Source organism: Brucella sp. 22210 (genome assembly GCF_052045675.1).
Classification (GTDB): Bacteria; Pseudomonadota; Alphaproteobacteria; order Rhizobiales; family Rhizobiaceae; genus Brucella.
The window spans coordinates 1-15,897 of the sequence record NZ_JBQEPD010000046.1 but is presented as its reverse complement, the minus strand read 5'-3'; the positions used below and the strand labels follow the sequence as shown (position 1 = coordinate 15,897).

Below are 15,897 nucleotides of genomic sequence, written 5' to 3'. Positions count from 1 at the left end.
GTAAGCGCTGTTTTCAGGCCACGGCTTTGAGATCGTGCGTTGCGGCATAGGCCCAAGGCAGCAGGTCGTCGATCTGGCTATTTGGATGATTGTTGACGATCTTGGTGAGGACGTCTGAGAGATAGGCCAGTGGCTCGACATTGTTGAGCTTTGCCGTCTCGATGAGCGAGGCGATAGTCGCCCAGTGTTCGGCCCCGGCGTCAGAACCGGCAAATAGCGCATTTTTGCGATTGAGGGCAATTGGCCTGATTGACCGTTCGACGACGTTGGAATCGATCTCGATCCGGCCATCGTCGATGAAGCGGGTCAAGCCGTCCCAGCGTGACAAGGCATAGCGGATTGCTTCGGCGAGTTTTGTCTTCTGGCTGATGTAGCCGAGTTGTTCACGCAGCCAGGGAGCGAGGCTGTCGGTAATCGGACGACTTTTTTCCTGACGGGCGACACGACGCTCCTCGTGGGGCCGGCCACGTATCTCTTCTTCGATCCTGTAAAGTTCGCCGATGCGTCGCAGCGCCTCGCTGGCGATGGGTGCCGGACCAGCGGCAGCAAGCTCATAGAAGCGGCGTCGAACGTGGGACCAGCAGAAGGCCAGCGACACGGTGTTCTTTGCCGCGAGCGGGCGATATCCACTGTAGCCGTCTACCTGCAGGATGCCGACGAAGCCGTCGAGATGGGCCATCGGTCGTTCGCCTTTGCGATCTGGCGCATAGACATAGGTGACACCGGGCGGGTCATCGCCCTGCCACGGCCGGTCATCTCGTGCATAAGCCCAAAGCTGGCCGGTCTTGGTTTTGCCACGTCCCGGATCGAGCACCGGGGCCGTCGTCTCGTCGGCGAAGAGCTTGGACGATGACTTCAGATGATCGAGCAGCCGCTGATGGACCGGGCGTAGATGCCAGGCGGCGCGACCGACCCAGTCGGCGAGCGTCGAACGGTCGAGGTCGATGCCCTGACGCTTGTAGATTTGCGCCTGGCGATACAGCGGCAGGTGGTCAGCATATTTAGATACCAGCACCTGGGCGACGGTTGCCTCTGTCGGGATGCCGCCCTCGATCAGCCTTGCCGGGGCCGGAGCCTGGACAACGACTTCTTCACAGGCCCGGCAGGCATACTTCGGGCGGCGCAGCACGAGCACCCGGAATTGGGCGGGCACAAGATCGAGCTTCTCGCTGACATCCTCGCCGATCCGATGCAGGTCGTTGCGGCAGCAGGGGCAGGCATGGTTATCGATATCGACCACGATCTCGACGCGCGGCAGATGCGCTGGCAGTGAACCCCGGTTCGTACGCCGTTTAGCGACCTGCGCCTGGCGCAGAGCAGTCGAGCCTTGTTCCTTCTCTTCCAGCCCGGCAGCCTCGATCTGTTCGGCCTCTTCAAGCCCAAGCAGAAGCTGGTCCTCTGGAAGCGTCTCTGCCCGTCGACCAAAGCGGTGACGCTGTAATTCCTTGATGATCTGCCGCAGGCGGGCATTCTCCGCCTCACGCGAAAGCACCATTGCTTTCAGCGCGTTCAGGTCATCCGGAAGCTCGTCTGCCGTCATCGTCATGGATCGAGAACAGCATATTTTGCCGCTCGGAGCGAGACGCTGAATGGCTCTGATTCAATTGGTCGCGCCCGTTATCCGGCCTTTATCGGCGTGCGCGTTTCGCTCGGCGCATGCACGCGTTTCCAGTCCAATCCTTCGAACAGAGCCGAGAACTGGGCGGCCGTCAGATGCATCACACCGTCTTGCATTCGAGGCCAATGGAACTCGCCATCCTCGATCCGCTTGGCGACCAGGCACACGCCGCTGCCGTCCCAGAAGATCAGCTTGATCCGGTCCGTTCGTTTGGCCCGGAATACGTAGATCGTGCCCGAGAACGGGTCGGCACCCATCTGGGCCTTTACCAATGCCGCCAATCCTTCAGCACCTTTGCGGAAGTCGACAGGCTTGGTGGCGATCATCACTTTTACCGCACCGGACGGGCCAATCACGACTGAGCCTTCAACGCCTGGATGACGGCGGCAATGGTTGCAGCATCGGTGCCAGAGGCAATACGCAGCCAGGCTCCATCAATCCGCAATTCAATGGCCGCCTCCGGAGAAGTTCTTCTTGGCAAACGTGCTTGCCGCGCCCTCTTCGGTTCCGAATTCTCGGGCGACACGACGACTGCTGGTGCAAACATTGGTGCTTGCTCCGGCACCGACAACACATCAAGCGGCTTTCGGGCGAGCCGTCGCCATGTGAACAACTGCTGCGGCGTCAATCCATGCCGCCGCGCCACAGAGCACACCGTGACGCCAGGCTCGCAACTCTCCGCAATGATCTGCGCCTTCTGATCGTCGCTCCATTCGCGACGACGGCCATTGCCTGTGAACACCTCAAACCGGCGTATCGGCTCATCCTTGGATTTAAGCGTAAGTTCTGAAATCGACATATGTCCTAGCCCTCTTTCGAGGTTGAACATCAATGATCAAGCGATGATCCGGAAGGTGGGGTCAGGACAGCGCTTACTGTTCTTCAATTCGACGATCAGAAAAAGTTCCAGCATCTTCCGGTCGATCGCGTCATCAGAACCAACGATTTCCTTGCGCCATCGAGTGTTCGCCAATAGCAGCGCCTTTCGGACCCAGGGCTGCTCGGCCGATCGGGAGCCTTTCGTCCAGGCAGTTTCCATCTGCATTATGGCTTCGATGAATTGAGCGTCGCGCCGACTTCCTTCGAAGGTGAATGATGCCAGAAAGGGAGCAGTGAACCGCCGGATACGGACATATTGAGCAGGCAAGTAGGTGATCAGGTCATCCTCGCTGCGGGGTCTTTTAACCGCTTTCACCGAAGCTGTTGCCTGAATGAGTTCTTCCCAGCTTGTGACAGCAGTTACAGCTTCATCGAGGGAAAGCCCGGATTCGCGTTGGGCGGTGATGGCTTCGCCGAAGTGTGCGAAGAAATTGAGAGCGGATGTTGCTGACGATGCAGTTTCGAGCAGCTGCTTGTCTCGGGCGGCTTCTGCCTGTCTAAAACTCTTGCCGATCAACGTCTCGAACAGGCCAATCGCCGCGTCGGTGAGTGCAACGTCCATTTCGAGAAGAAACGCCGCCAATGTTGCGTGACGGCGGCCTGGTCGCATCTGCTCAAAGTTCTGGGCCGTCAAACGGCGGCCTTCCTGGGCCATCCGGCGAACACGGTGTGTCGGGATTGCCTGAAGCACGTCGCTGGAAATACCAACATGCCGCACGGCTTCCAGCCGATCGATCAATCCCCGCATGGTCGTTGCTCCGGCTTTGCCGGGTGGTTCCCGCAGCCAGGATACGCCGCTCTGTTTTGGGCGGCGGCCCGCGCCGAGCAAGGCTTCCATTCGGATGATGAGATCAGGCGTCAGCTTTCCCGCGACATCGGCATACAGCGCTTCTTCGGCTTCAGTGCATGCTTGTCCGGCCAATCGTTCGAGCACGGTGATACCGGGAATAACAATGCGCCGCCGCCGCATCTCATCGGCCAGCGCTGTGACTACAAATCTGTCTTTCGTTGAGGCAATCGCGATGCCGCGTGCAAAAGCAAGAAGATCGGCGCGCAATGGATGCGACAGCTCGGTGAAACCATAATGCTGGCGAAGGATGGCGAGCTGCTCATAGCGGGTTGGTGCTCTGCGTGCAAAAGTGGAAAGTGCCTCCGGCTCGATCCCGAGTTGTTCGGCCAGAAACGACAGCGCCACAGAAGGGAGGACTTCCCCCCGCTGAATCAGGCGGCCTGGATGACGAAGAGCTGAGAGCTGAAGCGCCAATCCCAATCGAGTATCATCGTGTCGTCGAGTTTCAATAAGACGGCGATCATCGTCATCAAGGCTCCAGTGCCGGATCAGAGTGTCATCGTCGGTTGGCAGCGCTAGAAAATTCTGCCGTTCAGCATCCGTTAGAATCATTCGGCGCGGCATCGGCACTCCGTATGTCATAAAAAGAACGGAGAGAAACGTTTATAGAGCTTACATTGCAAGACGGGTTATGTGACAATATACAGGCTTTGGCATGGCCAAATGAGAATTGTCACATCGGATATGTGCGGGTGTCGAAAGCCGATGGCAGCCAGGTTCAGGACCTGCAGCGTGATGCGCTCATCAGAGCCGGTGTTGATGCCGACAAGGTCTATGAGGATTCCGCATCGGGAAAACGGGATGATCGCCCCGGTCTTACTGCCTGTTTGAAGGCATTGCGCAGTGGCGACACGCTTGTCGTCTGGAAACTCGACCGCCTCGGTCGAGATCTCCGTCACCTCGTTAATCTCGTTGACGACCTGACGAAGCGCAATATTGGTCTCAAGGTATTGGCGGGAGAAGGCGCCTCGATCGACACTTCCACCGCGAACGGTCGATTGGTGTTCGGCATATTCGCAGCTCTCGCCGAATTCGAACGAGCATTGATCATTGAACGGACCAAAGCTGGTCTCGCTGCCGCACGCGCTCGTGGCCGAAATGGGGGAGCGCCGTTCAAGATGACGCCTGCAAAACTGCGCCTTGCCCAGGCGGCAATGGGAAAACCCGAAACGAAGGTGGCCGATCTTTGTGCCGAACTCGGGATCACACGGCAAACCCTCTACCGCTTCGTCAGCCCGAAAGGCGAGCTTCGAGCTGATGGAACCAGACTGCTGGACAGACGCAAAGCAAAGGCATGAAAATATAAAGTGCTTCAACGCACCCAGTACTCTGACATTGTTTACGGGATGCCAACCTTTCGTTCCCATATTGAAAGAGATTTATCGCACGATACCATATAGATAGCGGTGATAGATAATGGACGCCGCCAAACTGGAAACAATGGCCGCTGCATTGAGCGGTTGGTTCTGTTAAGTTCTGTCGCACGAAGGTTAGAGCAAGCCGGAGAGAAGCCTCTTGGTGACTTCGGGTTTGTTTAACTGATAAAGCGGCCAAGTGTCTCGGTCTGTTTTGATGGTACAGACACCCCCGCGTTGGCTGGATCGTAAAAGCACCAATTTCTGCATCCTGTTTGTCGATAAAATTGAAACCGTCTCACCTCATTATCATCGTTTCAGCCCTTGTCGGGGCGGCATGTGGGCAATGGGGAGACATTAAATACAGGGATTTCAAGGCACGGCACGAAGCGAGCGCCTATATGCAATCACTGATGGCGCAGGCCAACAAGATGGTGATATCCGCAGAAATCGTTCTGGCTCGAGTCAATATTTCGCCGTTTAAACCTTGCTCGGACAGTGATCATGCCTATCTTCGCAAGCTGATATTTTCAGCCCATTTTATCAAGGATATCGGACGGCTTTCCGATAATCGCCTGATGTGTTCCTCCCTCCTCGGTGCAGTAACAAATCCACATCGGCGACGGATTGCCGATGTGCAAAGGCGTGACGGGACCTTTATCTACGGACGGCGGGAGCTTGTGACACCGGACAGTTTCGGGGCCGTTCTGGGTAAGGAGCAGGCGAATGTCGTACTTGCAAATTCCACTTTTGATTTGTTTCATTCGGCCCGATATGCATTTTCCATTTTCATGACGGATGAATACAGGGCACACAGCGCTCTTTTGTTCTATTATCCATTCAATTCCGTTGCGCAGCGCACCTTCATTCCGGCACGTTGGAGGTATGAAAATAAGAGCCATGCCCTGCAAGAATTTTCTTGCGACGATGCGAGCGGGATATGCATTCATCTGACGCTACGAGCTGGAAAAACCACTCAGCGCGATTACTTGATAATGCTGCTTTCTACTTGTTTTGGCATGATCTCTGGCGGCGGTCTGGGTACAGCCTGGATTGCTTACGGAAACCGCAGCCGCTCTCTCTCATCGCTTCTGAAGAAGGCATTGTTTCATGATGAGCTGGATGTTGTCTATCAGCCGATAGTGACTATTGCTGACGGCAAGCTCACGGGGTTCGAAGCGCTTCTGCGGTGGGAGATAAGAAATAATGATTTTGTACCGCCGGATGTCTTTATCGCAGAGGCCGAGAAAGCGGGTTTTGTCGGAAAAATCACATGCTATGTGCTGCGACGTGTCGTTGACGACATGGGCGCTATCTTACGACAGCACCGCGACGTCTCCATCAACATCAATATTACAGCCGTCGATCTCAATAGCGATGCATTCCTGTCGTTACTCGACACGGAATTAAGAGATGCCGATATAGAACCACAGCAAATCGGCCTTGAGTTAACAGAGCGCACGCCGATAGCCTGTCTTCCTGTCGCCGATGCGATTGCAAGATTGAGAGCACGGGGACATCGCCTTTATATCGATGATTTCGGTACAGGTTATTCCAGCCTGTCCTATCTCGGTAAATTGCATGTCGATGCGATCAAGATAGACAAGAGTTTCACACGATCGGTGAGACAAGCTGCCGGAACGGTTTCGGTTATGCCACAGATCGTATCAATGGCGCAGGAATACGGACTGGGCATTGTCATCGAAGGAATCGAGACAAAGGAACAGGTAGACTATTTTCGATCCATCTGTCCTTCAGATAAGGGACAGGGCTGGTTCTACGGTAAACCTGTCAGTGCCCAAACTGCCGAGGGGCTCGCGCGCCGGACATAAGTTCCATCTTCGATGCAATCATATCTGATTGACACGTTTCAATCCAGATTAATCGCCGATGAAGTTTCACACCGCCTCGTTCGTATCTGATATCGTTCTATAGACCGCCGGATTGATAATACCACGCTCTTGTCGTGAAAAAGCCTTCACATATGTGGGCCGGTGAAGATTGCCCCTCGTAAATCACCCGTTTTTTCTCCTTGGAGCACAGCTTTCTGTTCCAATCCGGGATCAATTTCTCCTTTTATTACAGGCCTTTGAGCGGCTATTTCTCTCTGTATGCATCGTTAGCCCCCATATTGGGAACGATAATAGTTTCATCCGCCAAACCATTGCTGTTGAAGAGTTGTCGAACTGAGTGCGGGTCGGATCGACGATCCAACGGCGTGGGCTCTGTTCTTAATAATTCGAAGAAGTATTCCGCCCATTTGCGAGCCTCTGGCTCATGGGTTGAATTTAGTTGGAGCTAATATTGTGAATACACAAGAAAAAGGCAAGTGTTTCATTCATTCTATGCGTGAGCACGTTTCTCAACTGTGCAGTTCGTCTTCGCTTTGCGCGGGGGCGTTACTGACGGCCGCTATGTTTGCGGCTGCCGGACCTGTCGTTACCCTGCCTTTCGCATCCCTTGCGCATGCTGAAGATATTAAAGGAAATGCCGGCGGCGCAGGATATTTGAGCTATAAAGACGATGAAGGCACGAAGCATACAGGGCCGACTAAGGATGCTGGCGGCTATGGGAATGGCGGAGGAGGAAGCTCTGGATCAAAGGCATATCGCGGTGAATCTGCGGCCGATGGTGTAGGAGGGAATGGCGGCTCGGTCGGTGATCGTCAGGGCGGCAAAGGTGGTCAAGTCGGTGCCAACACCATTGGAACCGGTGCAATTCATGTAACTGGAGGGCGTGGTGGCGATGGTGTTGCGGCGAAGCGTGGTTGGGGTAATACCGGTAGCGGTGGCGGCGGCGGCGGGGCTGGTGTGTTTCTCAATGGAGGAAAATCAACTCTGACTTCAGGTTCTGTCGTCACGGGTGGTCAAGGCGGAAAAGGTTCATCTGGAAATCTAAGTGTAGCCGGCGGATCTGGTGGTGGCGGTGGTGCCGGTATTATCGTGCGAGGTGCCACGCTTACCAATTTAGAAAACTCCAGAATAGTAGGAGGAGATGGTGGCGATGCTATCGATAATACATTTAGTTCTTCTGAAATAATTGGCGGTGGTGGCAATGGGGGAGACGGCGTTGTCGTTGATCATGGCGCCACATTCATTAACAAAGGCAGCGTTGCAGGTGGCAGGGGCGGTGCCAGAGGTGCAGATACGACAAATACGGTGACCTATCCCGAGCATACTGCAGGCAATGCCGGTAGCGGTATTCGCATCGGGGAAGAAGCCTATGTGATCAATGCCGGTTCTGTGAAGGCTGGTGACAAGGTTGACGGAGCGCCGGATGATGTGATCAACGCCATTGACGTTGTCGGCGATCATTCGACGCTTGAGCTATGGGACGGTTCGAACATTCAGGGCAATGTCGTTGTTGCCGATGGTGTGAAGGATTCTTCGCTGGTTCTGGGTGGCGAGGCGAATTCTTCGCTGAATGCCGCCGAACTTGGCGACAAGTACAAAGGTTTTGAGAACTTCAAGAAAACCGGTGCGTCCAAATGGGATCTCACCGGCAAGACAGACGCCCATACGCCGTGGACGATTGCCGAAGGGGTCCTGTCCATTACCGAGGATGGCAGTCTGGGCGATGCAGCCGGTACGCTGACCATTGATGGCGGCACGCTGCAAACGGCTGGCGCGTTCGATATGGCGCGCAATGTCGTGATCGGTGACAAGAATGGCACCATCGACACGCAGGGCAACACCAACACCATGAACGGTGTGATTTCGGGTGCCGGTAACCTGACCAAGGATGGCGCAGGCGTCCTCGTTCTGGCGGGTGACAACACATTTACGGGTGAAGCCAAAATCGACAAGGGCGAGTTGCGTCTCGCTGGTCAGGGCAGCATTGCTTCGGCTGCACGGGTTGATAATAACGGTGTGTTCGACATTTCCGGTGTCGATCCAGACAGCGCAACCATCAAGAGCCTTGCAGGCAACAAAGATGGCCGTGTGAAGACGGGCGACAAGACGCTTGTGATTGCCGATGGCAACGGCAGCGATTTTGCCGGTGTGATCGACGGGACCGGCGGTCTCTCCATTGACAAGGGCAAGCAGATCATCTCCGGGGATAACATCTATACGGGTGATACCAAAATCGCTTCTGCCGGTGAATTGCAGCTTGTCAACGATGAACGTGCAGGCAACATCACTTCGGATGTGATCAATGACGGCATCCTGTCCGGCAACGGCTCGATGAACGGCCTCGTCAACCGCGGCACCGTCTCGCCCGGCACGGACAAGGATTTTGGCACGCTGACCGTCAATGGTGATTATTCCAGTGAAAACGGCAAGCTGGTGATGCACCAGGTTCTTGGCGACGATAATTCGCAGGGTGATCGTCTGGTTGTGAAGGGCAATACATCCGGCACAACCGAGGTTAGCGTCATCAATCGCGGCGGCATGGGTGCCCAGACCGTCAACGGTATCAAGATCGTTGAAGTCGGCGGCCAGTCGGACGGCCAGTTCAATCTGCATGGCGATTACGTCAACTACAATAACGAGCAGGCCGTCGTTGCGGGCGCCTATGCCTATACGCTCAACAAGGGCGGTGTCTCGTCGCCTGATGATGGCAACTGGTATCTGCGCAGCGAAGACAAAAACAAGAAAGGTGAAAACGGAAACGGCGGAAACGGAAATCGTGATAACGGCGATAACGGCAAAGGCGGTAATGGCGGCCACGGCAAGGGTGGTAACGGCGGCAAGGAATATCAGGCAGGCGTTCCGGTCTATGGCGGTATCAGCTCTGCACTTGCCGGGATCAACCGTGCAGGCTTTGCAAGCTTCGGCACCCGCATGAGCTCAAACGGTCGCAACGGCAATGCCAATGCATATCGCATCGCTAATCCTGACTCCCTGTTCGGCGAGAAATATGTCTGGGGTCGCATCCAGACCGGTTATACCCGCCTGACACCATCGGGAAATGCTACTGGCGCTGTGTACGGCTCGAACGACTGGACCATGCAGGCCGGGCTCGACGGTCAGTTTATCGACGACGAAGACGGTGAATTGTTCGGCAGCGTCTGGCTGGATTATACCAGCAGCTCCATCAAGTCGCGTTCGGATGTCGGCAACGGTCGCGTCAACGTCAAGGGCTTCGGTCTGGGCGGCGCTCTGACCTGGTATGGTGAAAATGGTTATTATATCGACGGTCAAGGCAAGCTGACATGGTACAAGTCCGATCTGGAATCCGATCTTGTACAACAGGCTCTGGCAACCGGTGTAAAGAGTTTTGGTTATGCTCTCAGCCTCGAAGCCGGTCAGAAATTCGTGGTTTCCGACCAATGGTCAGTCACGCCGCAAGTTCAGTTGATCTGGTCTTCGCTCAGCACCAACAACTATGTCGATGTGTTCTCGGCCGCCATCAATACCCCGGATAACAATGTTCTGACGGGCCGCTTCGGTATCGCTGCCAACTTCGCACAGAGCTGGGTGGAAGCAGATGGCTCACGCACCAGACTGGATTTCGGCGGTATTGCCAATATCTATCAGGACCTGAAAAGCGGAGCGGACTACATCAACGTTTCGGACGTGAATATTGCCACCGGTACCACCGACAAGACCTGGGGTGAGCTTGGCCTGACCGCCAACTATTCGTGGAATGACGATACTTATTCCGTCTTCGGCAAGGTATCGACCGCGACCAGCCTGCAGAATGTTGGCAAAAGCTACAATGTCAGCGGCAATGTAGGCTTCAAGGTGAAGTGGTAATCGTCTGACCGCTTCAATACCCCCGGCGTGTGATCACGCCGGGGATAGACAAACGGGTCGCGAAATGGACCCGTCCCGGAATCACCACTGAGCATGCCGCTGCGTGCCCCCGCACTCCGCAGCAGCAATATGATCTCCACAGTGGTGATATGAGGAGGCAACATCTGCTGTTCCCTCGTTGCCTCCTCAACCTTCCAAAAGCTTCGGCATTTGTGCACACCAAAAAATAGTTATTCTTTAAAATAATAACTCAAGAAAATAAATCGGTCATTGTTATGTTTTCTTTACTGAAAATAGAGCGGAAAATTCCGCTTATGCTTACCCTCGTTTGTTCTATTCTAATGCCCTTGCCTCTTTATTCAGTCACTGCTGCTCATGCCATGGACGCGCGCGTGCGAAACCAATTGATACGGCTCGACCCGTTAACACGTTTGGAGCAGCGCTGTAATCTGGAGGCGATGGAGCGCATCACGCGCGAAAACCGTCGTTACGATGTCGATAAGGTCCCCGCCTACGCCTACTTTGATCCCACCATCAAAAGCCGGGGCATTCAAGCACAAGGTGCTGCCATGCGTAGTTGTGGCGTTTGGTACAAGCTTTCTTACTCGTGCCGAACCAAAGATAATTATCTCGGTATCGAATCATTCAAATACAAAGTTGGGAAAGTCATTCCAAAAGAAAAATGGGAAAATCATTTCCTTGTTCCTTAACTGATTACTTCTATAAAATAATCAAAGAAAACCATCATGAAAAAGCTTACGCTCGCACTATCTATATTGATAGTTGTCTACTCCGGCAATGAAAGCGCTTTTGCATATGCCGGCTTCAAGCCGGACCAGACAGGGCCATATACTGCGATCAATTGCAGCGACAACGGATCGATAGAAAAAGCTATCATCTGCGGCGCCAAGGATACTTTCGGCCATCCAGGTGTGGCTATGACAGGCTTGTCTGAGCGGGAATGGCACGCGTTGATCCGTGCATTGATATGGCGTGAGAGCCGGTTTCAGCCCAAGATTCGCTCACGTGCCGGTGCTTACGGACTGACGCAATTGATGCCAGCGACTGCCAAATCAACAGGTCTGCGTCTGGAGCATCTATCTCGGCCTTATTGTCAGGTCAAAGGAGGAGGGCTGTATCTGGCTAGAATGTTGGAGACCTTTGATGGCGATATCCCTCGCGCATTGGCTGGTTATAACGCCGGTCCCGCGAATGTGAAAAAATATAAAGGGTTGCCTCCTTTCAAGGGAACACGGACCTACGTGAGCGACATTATGCAAAAGTTCACTGAATATAAAAGTCAAACGAACAGTCGGATATATCAACGATGAAGCTTATACAAAACATGCTCCTAACGGCTTGCTTCCATTGCGTCAGTGCATAGCAGCGCCGACGCGAAATCTGGGTCAAAAAATTAGACCTGTCTCGGAATCTCCACTGAGTATGCTGCTGCGTGCTCCCGCACTCCGCAGCAGCAATATGATCTCCGCCGTGGCGATATGAGGAGGCAACAAAAGGCTCCGTTGCCTCCTCAACTTACCAAAAGTTTCAGTATTCCATTGCAACCGGCAAATTCGATGGTTATTTCGATTTCCAGCTTGTAAGCATCGTTTTCGCGTTAGATAATGTAATAATCGTAAACTAAGTATTTTAACGATTAATACATTATGATCTTCTCATATTGATGAGCGCCTTATACATCTGCCGTTGAGGAATTAAGAAGTGTCCAGGTCACAGTCGATCCAAACCGCGATATCGAACAGTTGGTTCGTGATTTTGTACGCGGAGTAATCCACCCCATGCAGCAAATTCGCTTGGATACATCCGGCATTTTAAGATGGTATTGGATATCGGTCTTCATTGTGGTTGTGATAGCATCCGGGGTCGAGGCTCTCGTCATCTACAGAGACTATTCAACCCGGAAGAATGATGCCGGTCAGAAAGCGATGATGATCGCGCAAGCGCTGGCCGAACAAACGACGCAGGTTGTTACGTCGCTCGACGCTCTCAGCAATGCTGTCGCGCAAGATGAGACCGATAAAATCGTCGATGAAAATCTGATGTCCGAGGTTTTGAAACGTCGCTCGAGCGGCGAAACGAAGGCGATAATCGGTATCGCCGTCGTTAACGAATTTGGACGTGTGACGTCAAGTGGCGTAAGTACCATCCCGGTTGGCCTCGATCTGACAAAATCAACAGAATATAAAGCCCTATCCGGGGATCGTGCGCTGTCGGTGTTTTTTAATCATCCAGACAGGCATGAGATCGAGATGCCCAAGAGTTGTGTCGGTCAGATAATGACCTATTCACGCGCAATTCATGATGCTCAAGGTGTATTTCGTGGCTTCATATTAATTCTTGTAAACGAACATTATCTTTATAATTTCTACGACCGTTTCAACAAAGAGCCGGGTATTATTCTGGGTCTGGTTGGAGACGATGGGGTCATTCGCGCTTCCAATTATGGCCTTGGCATTGGGCGCAACATCAAAAGCTATATCGACGATGTGCTTGCAACAGGGCAAGGGATACAAGTCCGTATATCGCCGATCGTCAATTATGAGCTCGTTTTTGCTTATTATAAATCTTCTGCTGCACCTTTATGGGCCTATGCTGGTTTTCCCACAAAGCCCATTCGTACGGCCTGGCTGATCGCTTCTGGTCTCGTGATCGTTGCTTTACTTGCCCTGTTCGCCGTGATGGTCGCTTGCGGAATAATTTTGGGCAAATATCTCAAGAGCCAAAAAGAATTACTGCGACGCGACATCGATACCTTCAAGGAAAAGCAGGAACTGGAGATTTTCGAGACTATTGTCAGTGCAAGTGACATTATCATGGTTGTCACAAATGCCGACGGACAGATCATCGTTGCGAACCGCAACTACCAGGATATTTTTGCCGGAACCGAAACAATAAAACGTTTGCCGGTCAAGGCGATGTTAGGCGTTGAGTTAGATAGTCTAAGCGGTAAGCGATCTTGGCAAGGAACGTACACCGTTCGGCTTCCAAACCACAAGCGACGCGAAATGAGCTGGGTCGTATCGATCCTCCGCGATCAAAGCGACGGTAGCGTACGGAATTTCGTTATTCTGGGCTTGGACATCACCGAGCGGAGAGAAGCTGAACTGGCACTTTATCAATCCAGTAAGCTTTTAACCTTGGGTCAAATGGCGACCGGTATCGCACACGAGATCAGCCAGCCATTGGCGACGCTTGCTATGATGCTCGATAATCTCGACCTTGAAGTCAATCGTGGACACACCGATACGGCTTCTGTTCAAGAACAGATCGGCGAGATGAGTAGACAGGTCGAGCGAGCATCGACCATAGCCAAACATATGCGCATATATGGTCATAAAACGGATGGCTCATTGTCAGTTCTTGACCCGAATGAGATTATTCACAGTGTGCTGGCGATCTGCACAGAACAGCTAAAATCGGATCGGATTGTAATTGCATCGCAAGCGGATACTGCCGTTCCTAAAATTATCGGCAATCAAATTCTGATTGAACAGATCCTGCTCAACTTCATAGTTAATGCACGCGATGCAATCATAAGTAAAGGGAATGGCATAGCTCTGCATGATGCGAATATTCGCATAAAAATTATGCACGAAAACACCGGTTATGTTTGTTTTTGCGTGCAGGATAACGGAACGGGATTAAACGAAACCGTAGAAGAAAAGCTATTTGATCCCTTTTTTACAACTAAACCGCCCGGTCAAGGAATGGGACTTGGGTTGGCTCTTTGCCATGGCATGGCAAAGGACATGAAAGGCAATATCGAAGCCAAAAATGTCGACGAAGGCGCCATGTTCATCTTGAAATTACCGAAAGCAGAAACTGAAACGCGGGGAGGCAACATTGGCTATGACCGAGGGTGACAGCATTTGTCGGGTTCTTTTAATCGACGACGAACCGGCTTTATTGAACGCTCTCACGGTTGCGCTCGAAAGCGAAGGTTTGATCTGTACTAAGGCAACGTCGGCAAATCAGGCCTTATCGATTCTGGATGAGACAACGTCGATTGAGTTGATTGTCAGCGATATAAATATGCCCGGTATGGACGGCATCACATTACTGACGCATGTGCGCGAGCGATACGAAGAGCGTTCATGGCTTCAGGTCATCTTTGTAACGGCCTACGCGTCACTTGAAAATTCGGTGGAAGCGCTTCGTCTGGCTGCATCGGATTTCCTCTATAAGCCGGTCCGACGCGAAGTCTTAGTCCAGTCGGTGCAGTCCGCCCTCGATAAAGCTTCTAAGATCAAGCGCGATACGCAATTTCGCGTGCTGGGATCAGATCATTTGGATCGGCTAGTGGAAGATATACAATCTCTCAAAAGTCTGTTGAACTCATCGGAAAGTAAACAGATCCCGTCAGATCATGCTCCCAGCACTCAGCCCCAGAAAAATCCTCTATCCAGAGAAAGGCTTTTGTCGCTCGTCCAATCCAATGATGTAAAAAAGAAGTTCTTTACAGATGCCTTATTCAGCGATCCCGTCTGGAATATGTTGCTCGATTTGATGCAACAGCATTTGCAAGGCACAGAAGCTACCGCATCCACCCTTTACTTTAATTCTGGCGCACCCGTTTCCACTGCATCAAGACGTCTCAGCGAAATGGAAAAGGCTGGATTGATTGAAAGAAAAATGGATGAAGCCGATAAAAGACGGCAAGTGGTGACGATCAGCATGAAAGCCTACCAGTTGATAGAGGAATATTTCCGAGCAATCGACGATGTTTAAGGATTCATTGAAATATCAGAATTCGCCAGAGGGGTGCTTTCTCTACCTAGTTGTTTGGCCCCAAAAGGTAATGGCGTAGAGTTGTCACCGATAGACCGGAGGGAGCTATGGGACATATTCTGCACGGCAGTGCCAACACCACGCATGCCATCCGAGCAGAACTACAGCGATCTAAAGCTTCGGCAGCGGAGCTTGCGCGGCGATAAGGCATCAACGAGAATACGGTTCTGAAATGGCGCAAGAGGCAATCGGTTAAGATATGCGGAGGGGCCGAAAGAGCGCAGTATGGTTCTGACGCCGGTTGAAGCGGCTGCGATTATAGAGCTATGAAACCATTAAGGAACTTTGGAAATCAAAGCCGGTAGTTTTCATCGCCAAACCACACCATCACATGCTGGGACCAAACATTTAGAACATAACTACTGTTATGTTCCGAGTGGTGTCGCCTGCCTTATTTAAGGATGTGTCTTGAGGCATGCGACTTGCCCCGGATACTCAATCCATAGCCTGTTGGCTGGGCTGCGCCCATCCGGTGATCCGGTAAGTTAAGACGATTACCCTGTTCTGCCAAGAAGCCAGGCGTCGATAAAATTGGCTTAGGCCACTCTCGTTCACCGTATATCTGGGTCCCTTTAATGTTCAGGGGCCAAGGGAGGTGAGCGGCGGAACAAGATGATCAGAGATGGGGTGACGTTCCAACTGCATTCTGCCGGCAATCTGTTGTGGTGACCACCCATGGCTTATGCG

At 52.7% G+C, this 15,897-nt stretch carries 10 protein-coding genes and 2 pseudogenes; 8 read left to right on the top strand and 4 right to left on the bottom strand.

Translation table 11 applies throughout. The features are described 5' to 3' along the window. Positions 1-13 precede the first annotated feature (13 nt). The 4 genes and pseudogenes from tnpC to ACTJKP_RS24220 all read right to left on the bottom strand — a co-directional run. Positions 14-1,546: an IS66 family transposase gene (gene tnpC / locus ACTJKP_RS24235; RefSeq protein WP_121539677.1), complete on the bottom strand. Its 1,533-nt coding sequence runs from the start codon at positions 1,544-1,546 to the stop codon at positions 14-16. 71 nt (positions 1,547-1,617) lie between these two features. Next, positions 1,618-1,974 (bottom strand): IS66 family insertion sequence element accessory protein TnpB, encoded by a 357-nt coding sequence (gene tnpB / locus ACTJKP_RS24230; RefSeq protein WP_109366349.1) that lies wholly within the window; start codon positions 1,972-1,974, stop codon positions 1,618-1,620. After that, on the bottom strand, positions 1,971-2,417 hold the full coding sequence (gene tnpA / locus ACTJKP_RS24225; RefSeq protein ID WP_181375986.1) for an IS66-like element accessory protein TnpA: 447 nt from the start codon (positions 2,415-2,417) through the stop codon (positions 1,971-1,973). The genes tnpB and tnpA overlap by 4 nt, the downstream gene beginning before the upstream one ends. Before the next feature lie 78 nt (positions 2,418-2,495). After that, positions 2,496-3,911, bottom strand: a pseudogene (locus ACTJKP_RS24220) (DUF4158 domain-containing protein); the annotation flags it as partial. A gap of 113 nt (positions 3,912-4,024) precedes the next feature. Here ACTJKP_RS24220 and ACTJKP_RS24215 point away from each other — a divergent pair. The 8 genes and pseudogenes from ACTJKP_RS24215 to ACTJKP_RS24180 all read left to right on the top strand — a co-directional run. Next, complete coding sequence (locus ACTJKP_RS24215) at positions 4,025-4,645, top strand: recombinase family protein (protein WP_440632486.1); 621 nt, start codon at positions 4,025-4,027, stop codon at positions 4,643-4,645. Between the two features lie 332 nt (positions 4,646-4,977). Further along, positions 4,978-6,534, top strand: coding sequence for an EAL domain-containing protein (locus ACTJKP_RS24210; protein ID WP_440632484.1), 1,557 nt, complete (start codon positions 4,978-4,980; stop codon positions 6,532-6,534). Between the two features lie 675 nt (positions 6,535-7,209). Then, the gene (locus ACTJKP_RS24205) at positions 7,210-10,401 is read left to right on the top strand and encodes an autotransporter family protein (RefSeq protein ID WP_440632483.1); all 3,192 of its coding nucleotides are present in this window, start codon (positions 7,210-7,212) and stop codon (positions 10,399-10,401) included. A gap of 314 nt (positions 10,402-10,715) precedes the next feature. Next, positions 10,716-11,111 (top strand): DUF930 domain-containing protein, encoded by a 396-nt coding sequence (locus ACTJKP_RS24200; RefSeq protein ID WP_440632482.1) that lies wholly within the window; start codon positions 10,716-10,718, stop codon positions 11,109-11,111. A 36-nt stretch (positions 11,112-11,147) separates the two neighbouring features. Next, positions 11,148-11,732 (top strand): lytic transglycosylase domain-containing protein, encoded by a 585-nt coding sequence (locus ACTJKP_RS24195; RefSeq protein ID WP_440632481.1) that lies wholly within the window; start codon positions 11,148-11,150, stop codon positions 11,730-11,732. A gap of 468 nt (positions 11,733-12,200) precedes the next feature. After that, on the top strand, positions 12,201-14,285 hold the full coding sequence (locus ACTJKP_RS24190; RefSeq protein ID WP_440632480.1) for a sensor histidine kinase: 2,085 nt from the start codon (positions 12,201-12,203) through the stop codon (positions 14,283-14,285). After that, positions 14,272-15,150, top strand: a complete 879-nt coding sequence (locus tag ACTJKP_RS24185) for a response regulator (RefSeq protein ID WP_440632485.1) — start codon at positions 14,272-14,274, stop codon at positions 15,148-15,150. The genes ACTJKP_RS24190 and ACTJKP_RS24185 overlap by 14 nt, the downstream gene beginning before the upstream one ends. 107 nt (positions 15,151-15,257) lie before the next feature. Next, positions 15,258-15,477, top strand: a pseudogene (locus ACTJKP_RS24180) (IS481 family transposase); the annotation flags it as partial. Positions 15,478-15,897 lie beyond the last annotated feature (420 nt).

Excerpts from the sequence above, each read along its gene's own strand:
- tnpC (WP_121539677.1), bottom strand. The coding sequence starts at position 1,546 with ATGACGATGACGGCAGACGAGCTTCCGGATGACCTGAACGCGCTGAAA.
- tnpA (WP_181375986.1), bottom strand. The coding sequence starts at position 2,417 with ATGTCGATTTCAGAACTTACGCTTAAATCCAAGGATGAGCCGATACGC.
- ACTJKP_RS24200 (WP_440632482.1), top strand. The coding sequence starts at position 10,716 with ATGCTTACCCTCGTTTGTTCTATTCTAATGCCCTTGCCTCTTTATTCA.
- ACTJKP_RS24195 (WP_440632481.1), top strand. The coding sequence starts at position 11,148 with ATGAAAAAGCTTACGCTCGCACTATCTATATTGATAGTTGTCTACTCC.
- ACTJKP_RS24190 (WP_440632480.1), top strand. The coding sequence starts at position 12,201 with ATGCAGCAAATTCGCTTGGATACATCCGGCATTTTAAGATGGTATTGG.
- ACTJKP_RS24185 (WP_440632485.1), top strand. The coding sequence starts at position 14,272 with ATGACCGAGGGTGACAGCATTTGTCGGGTTCTTTTAATCGACGACGAA.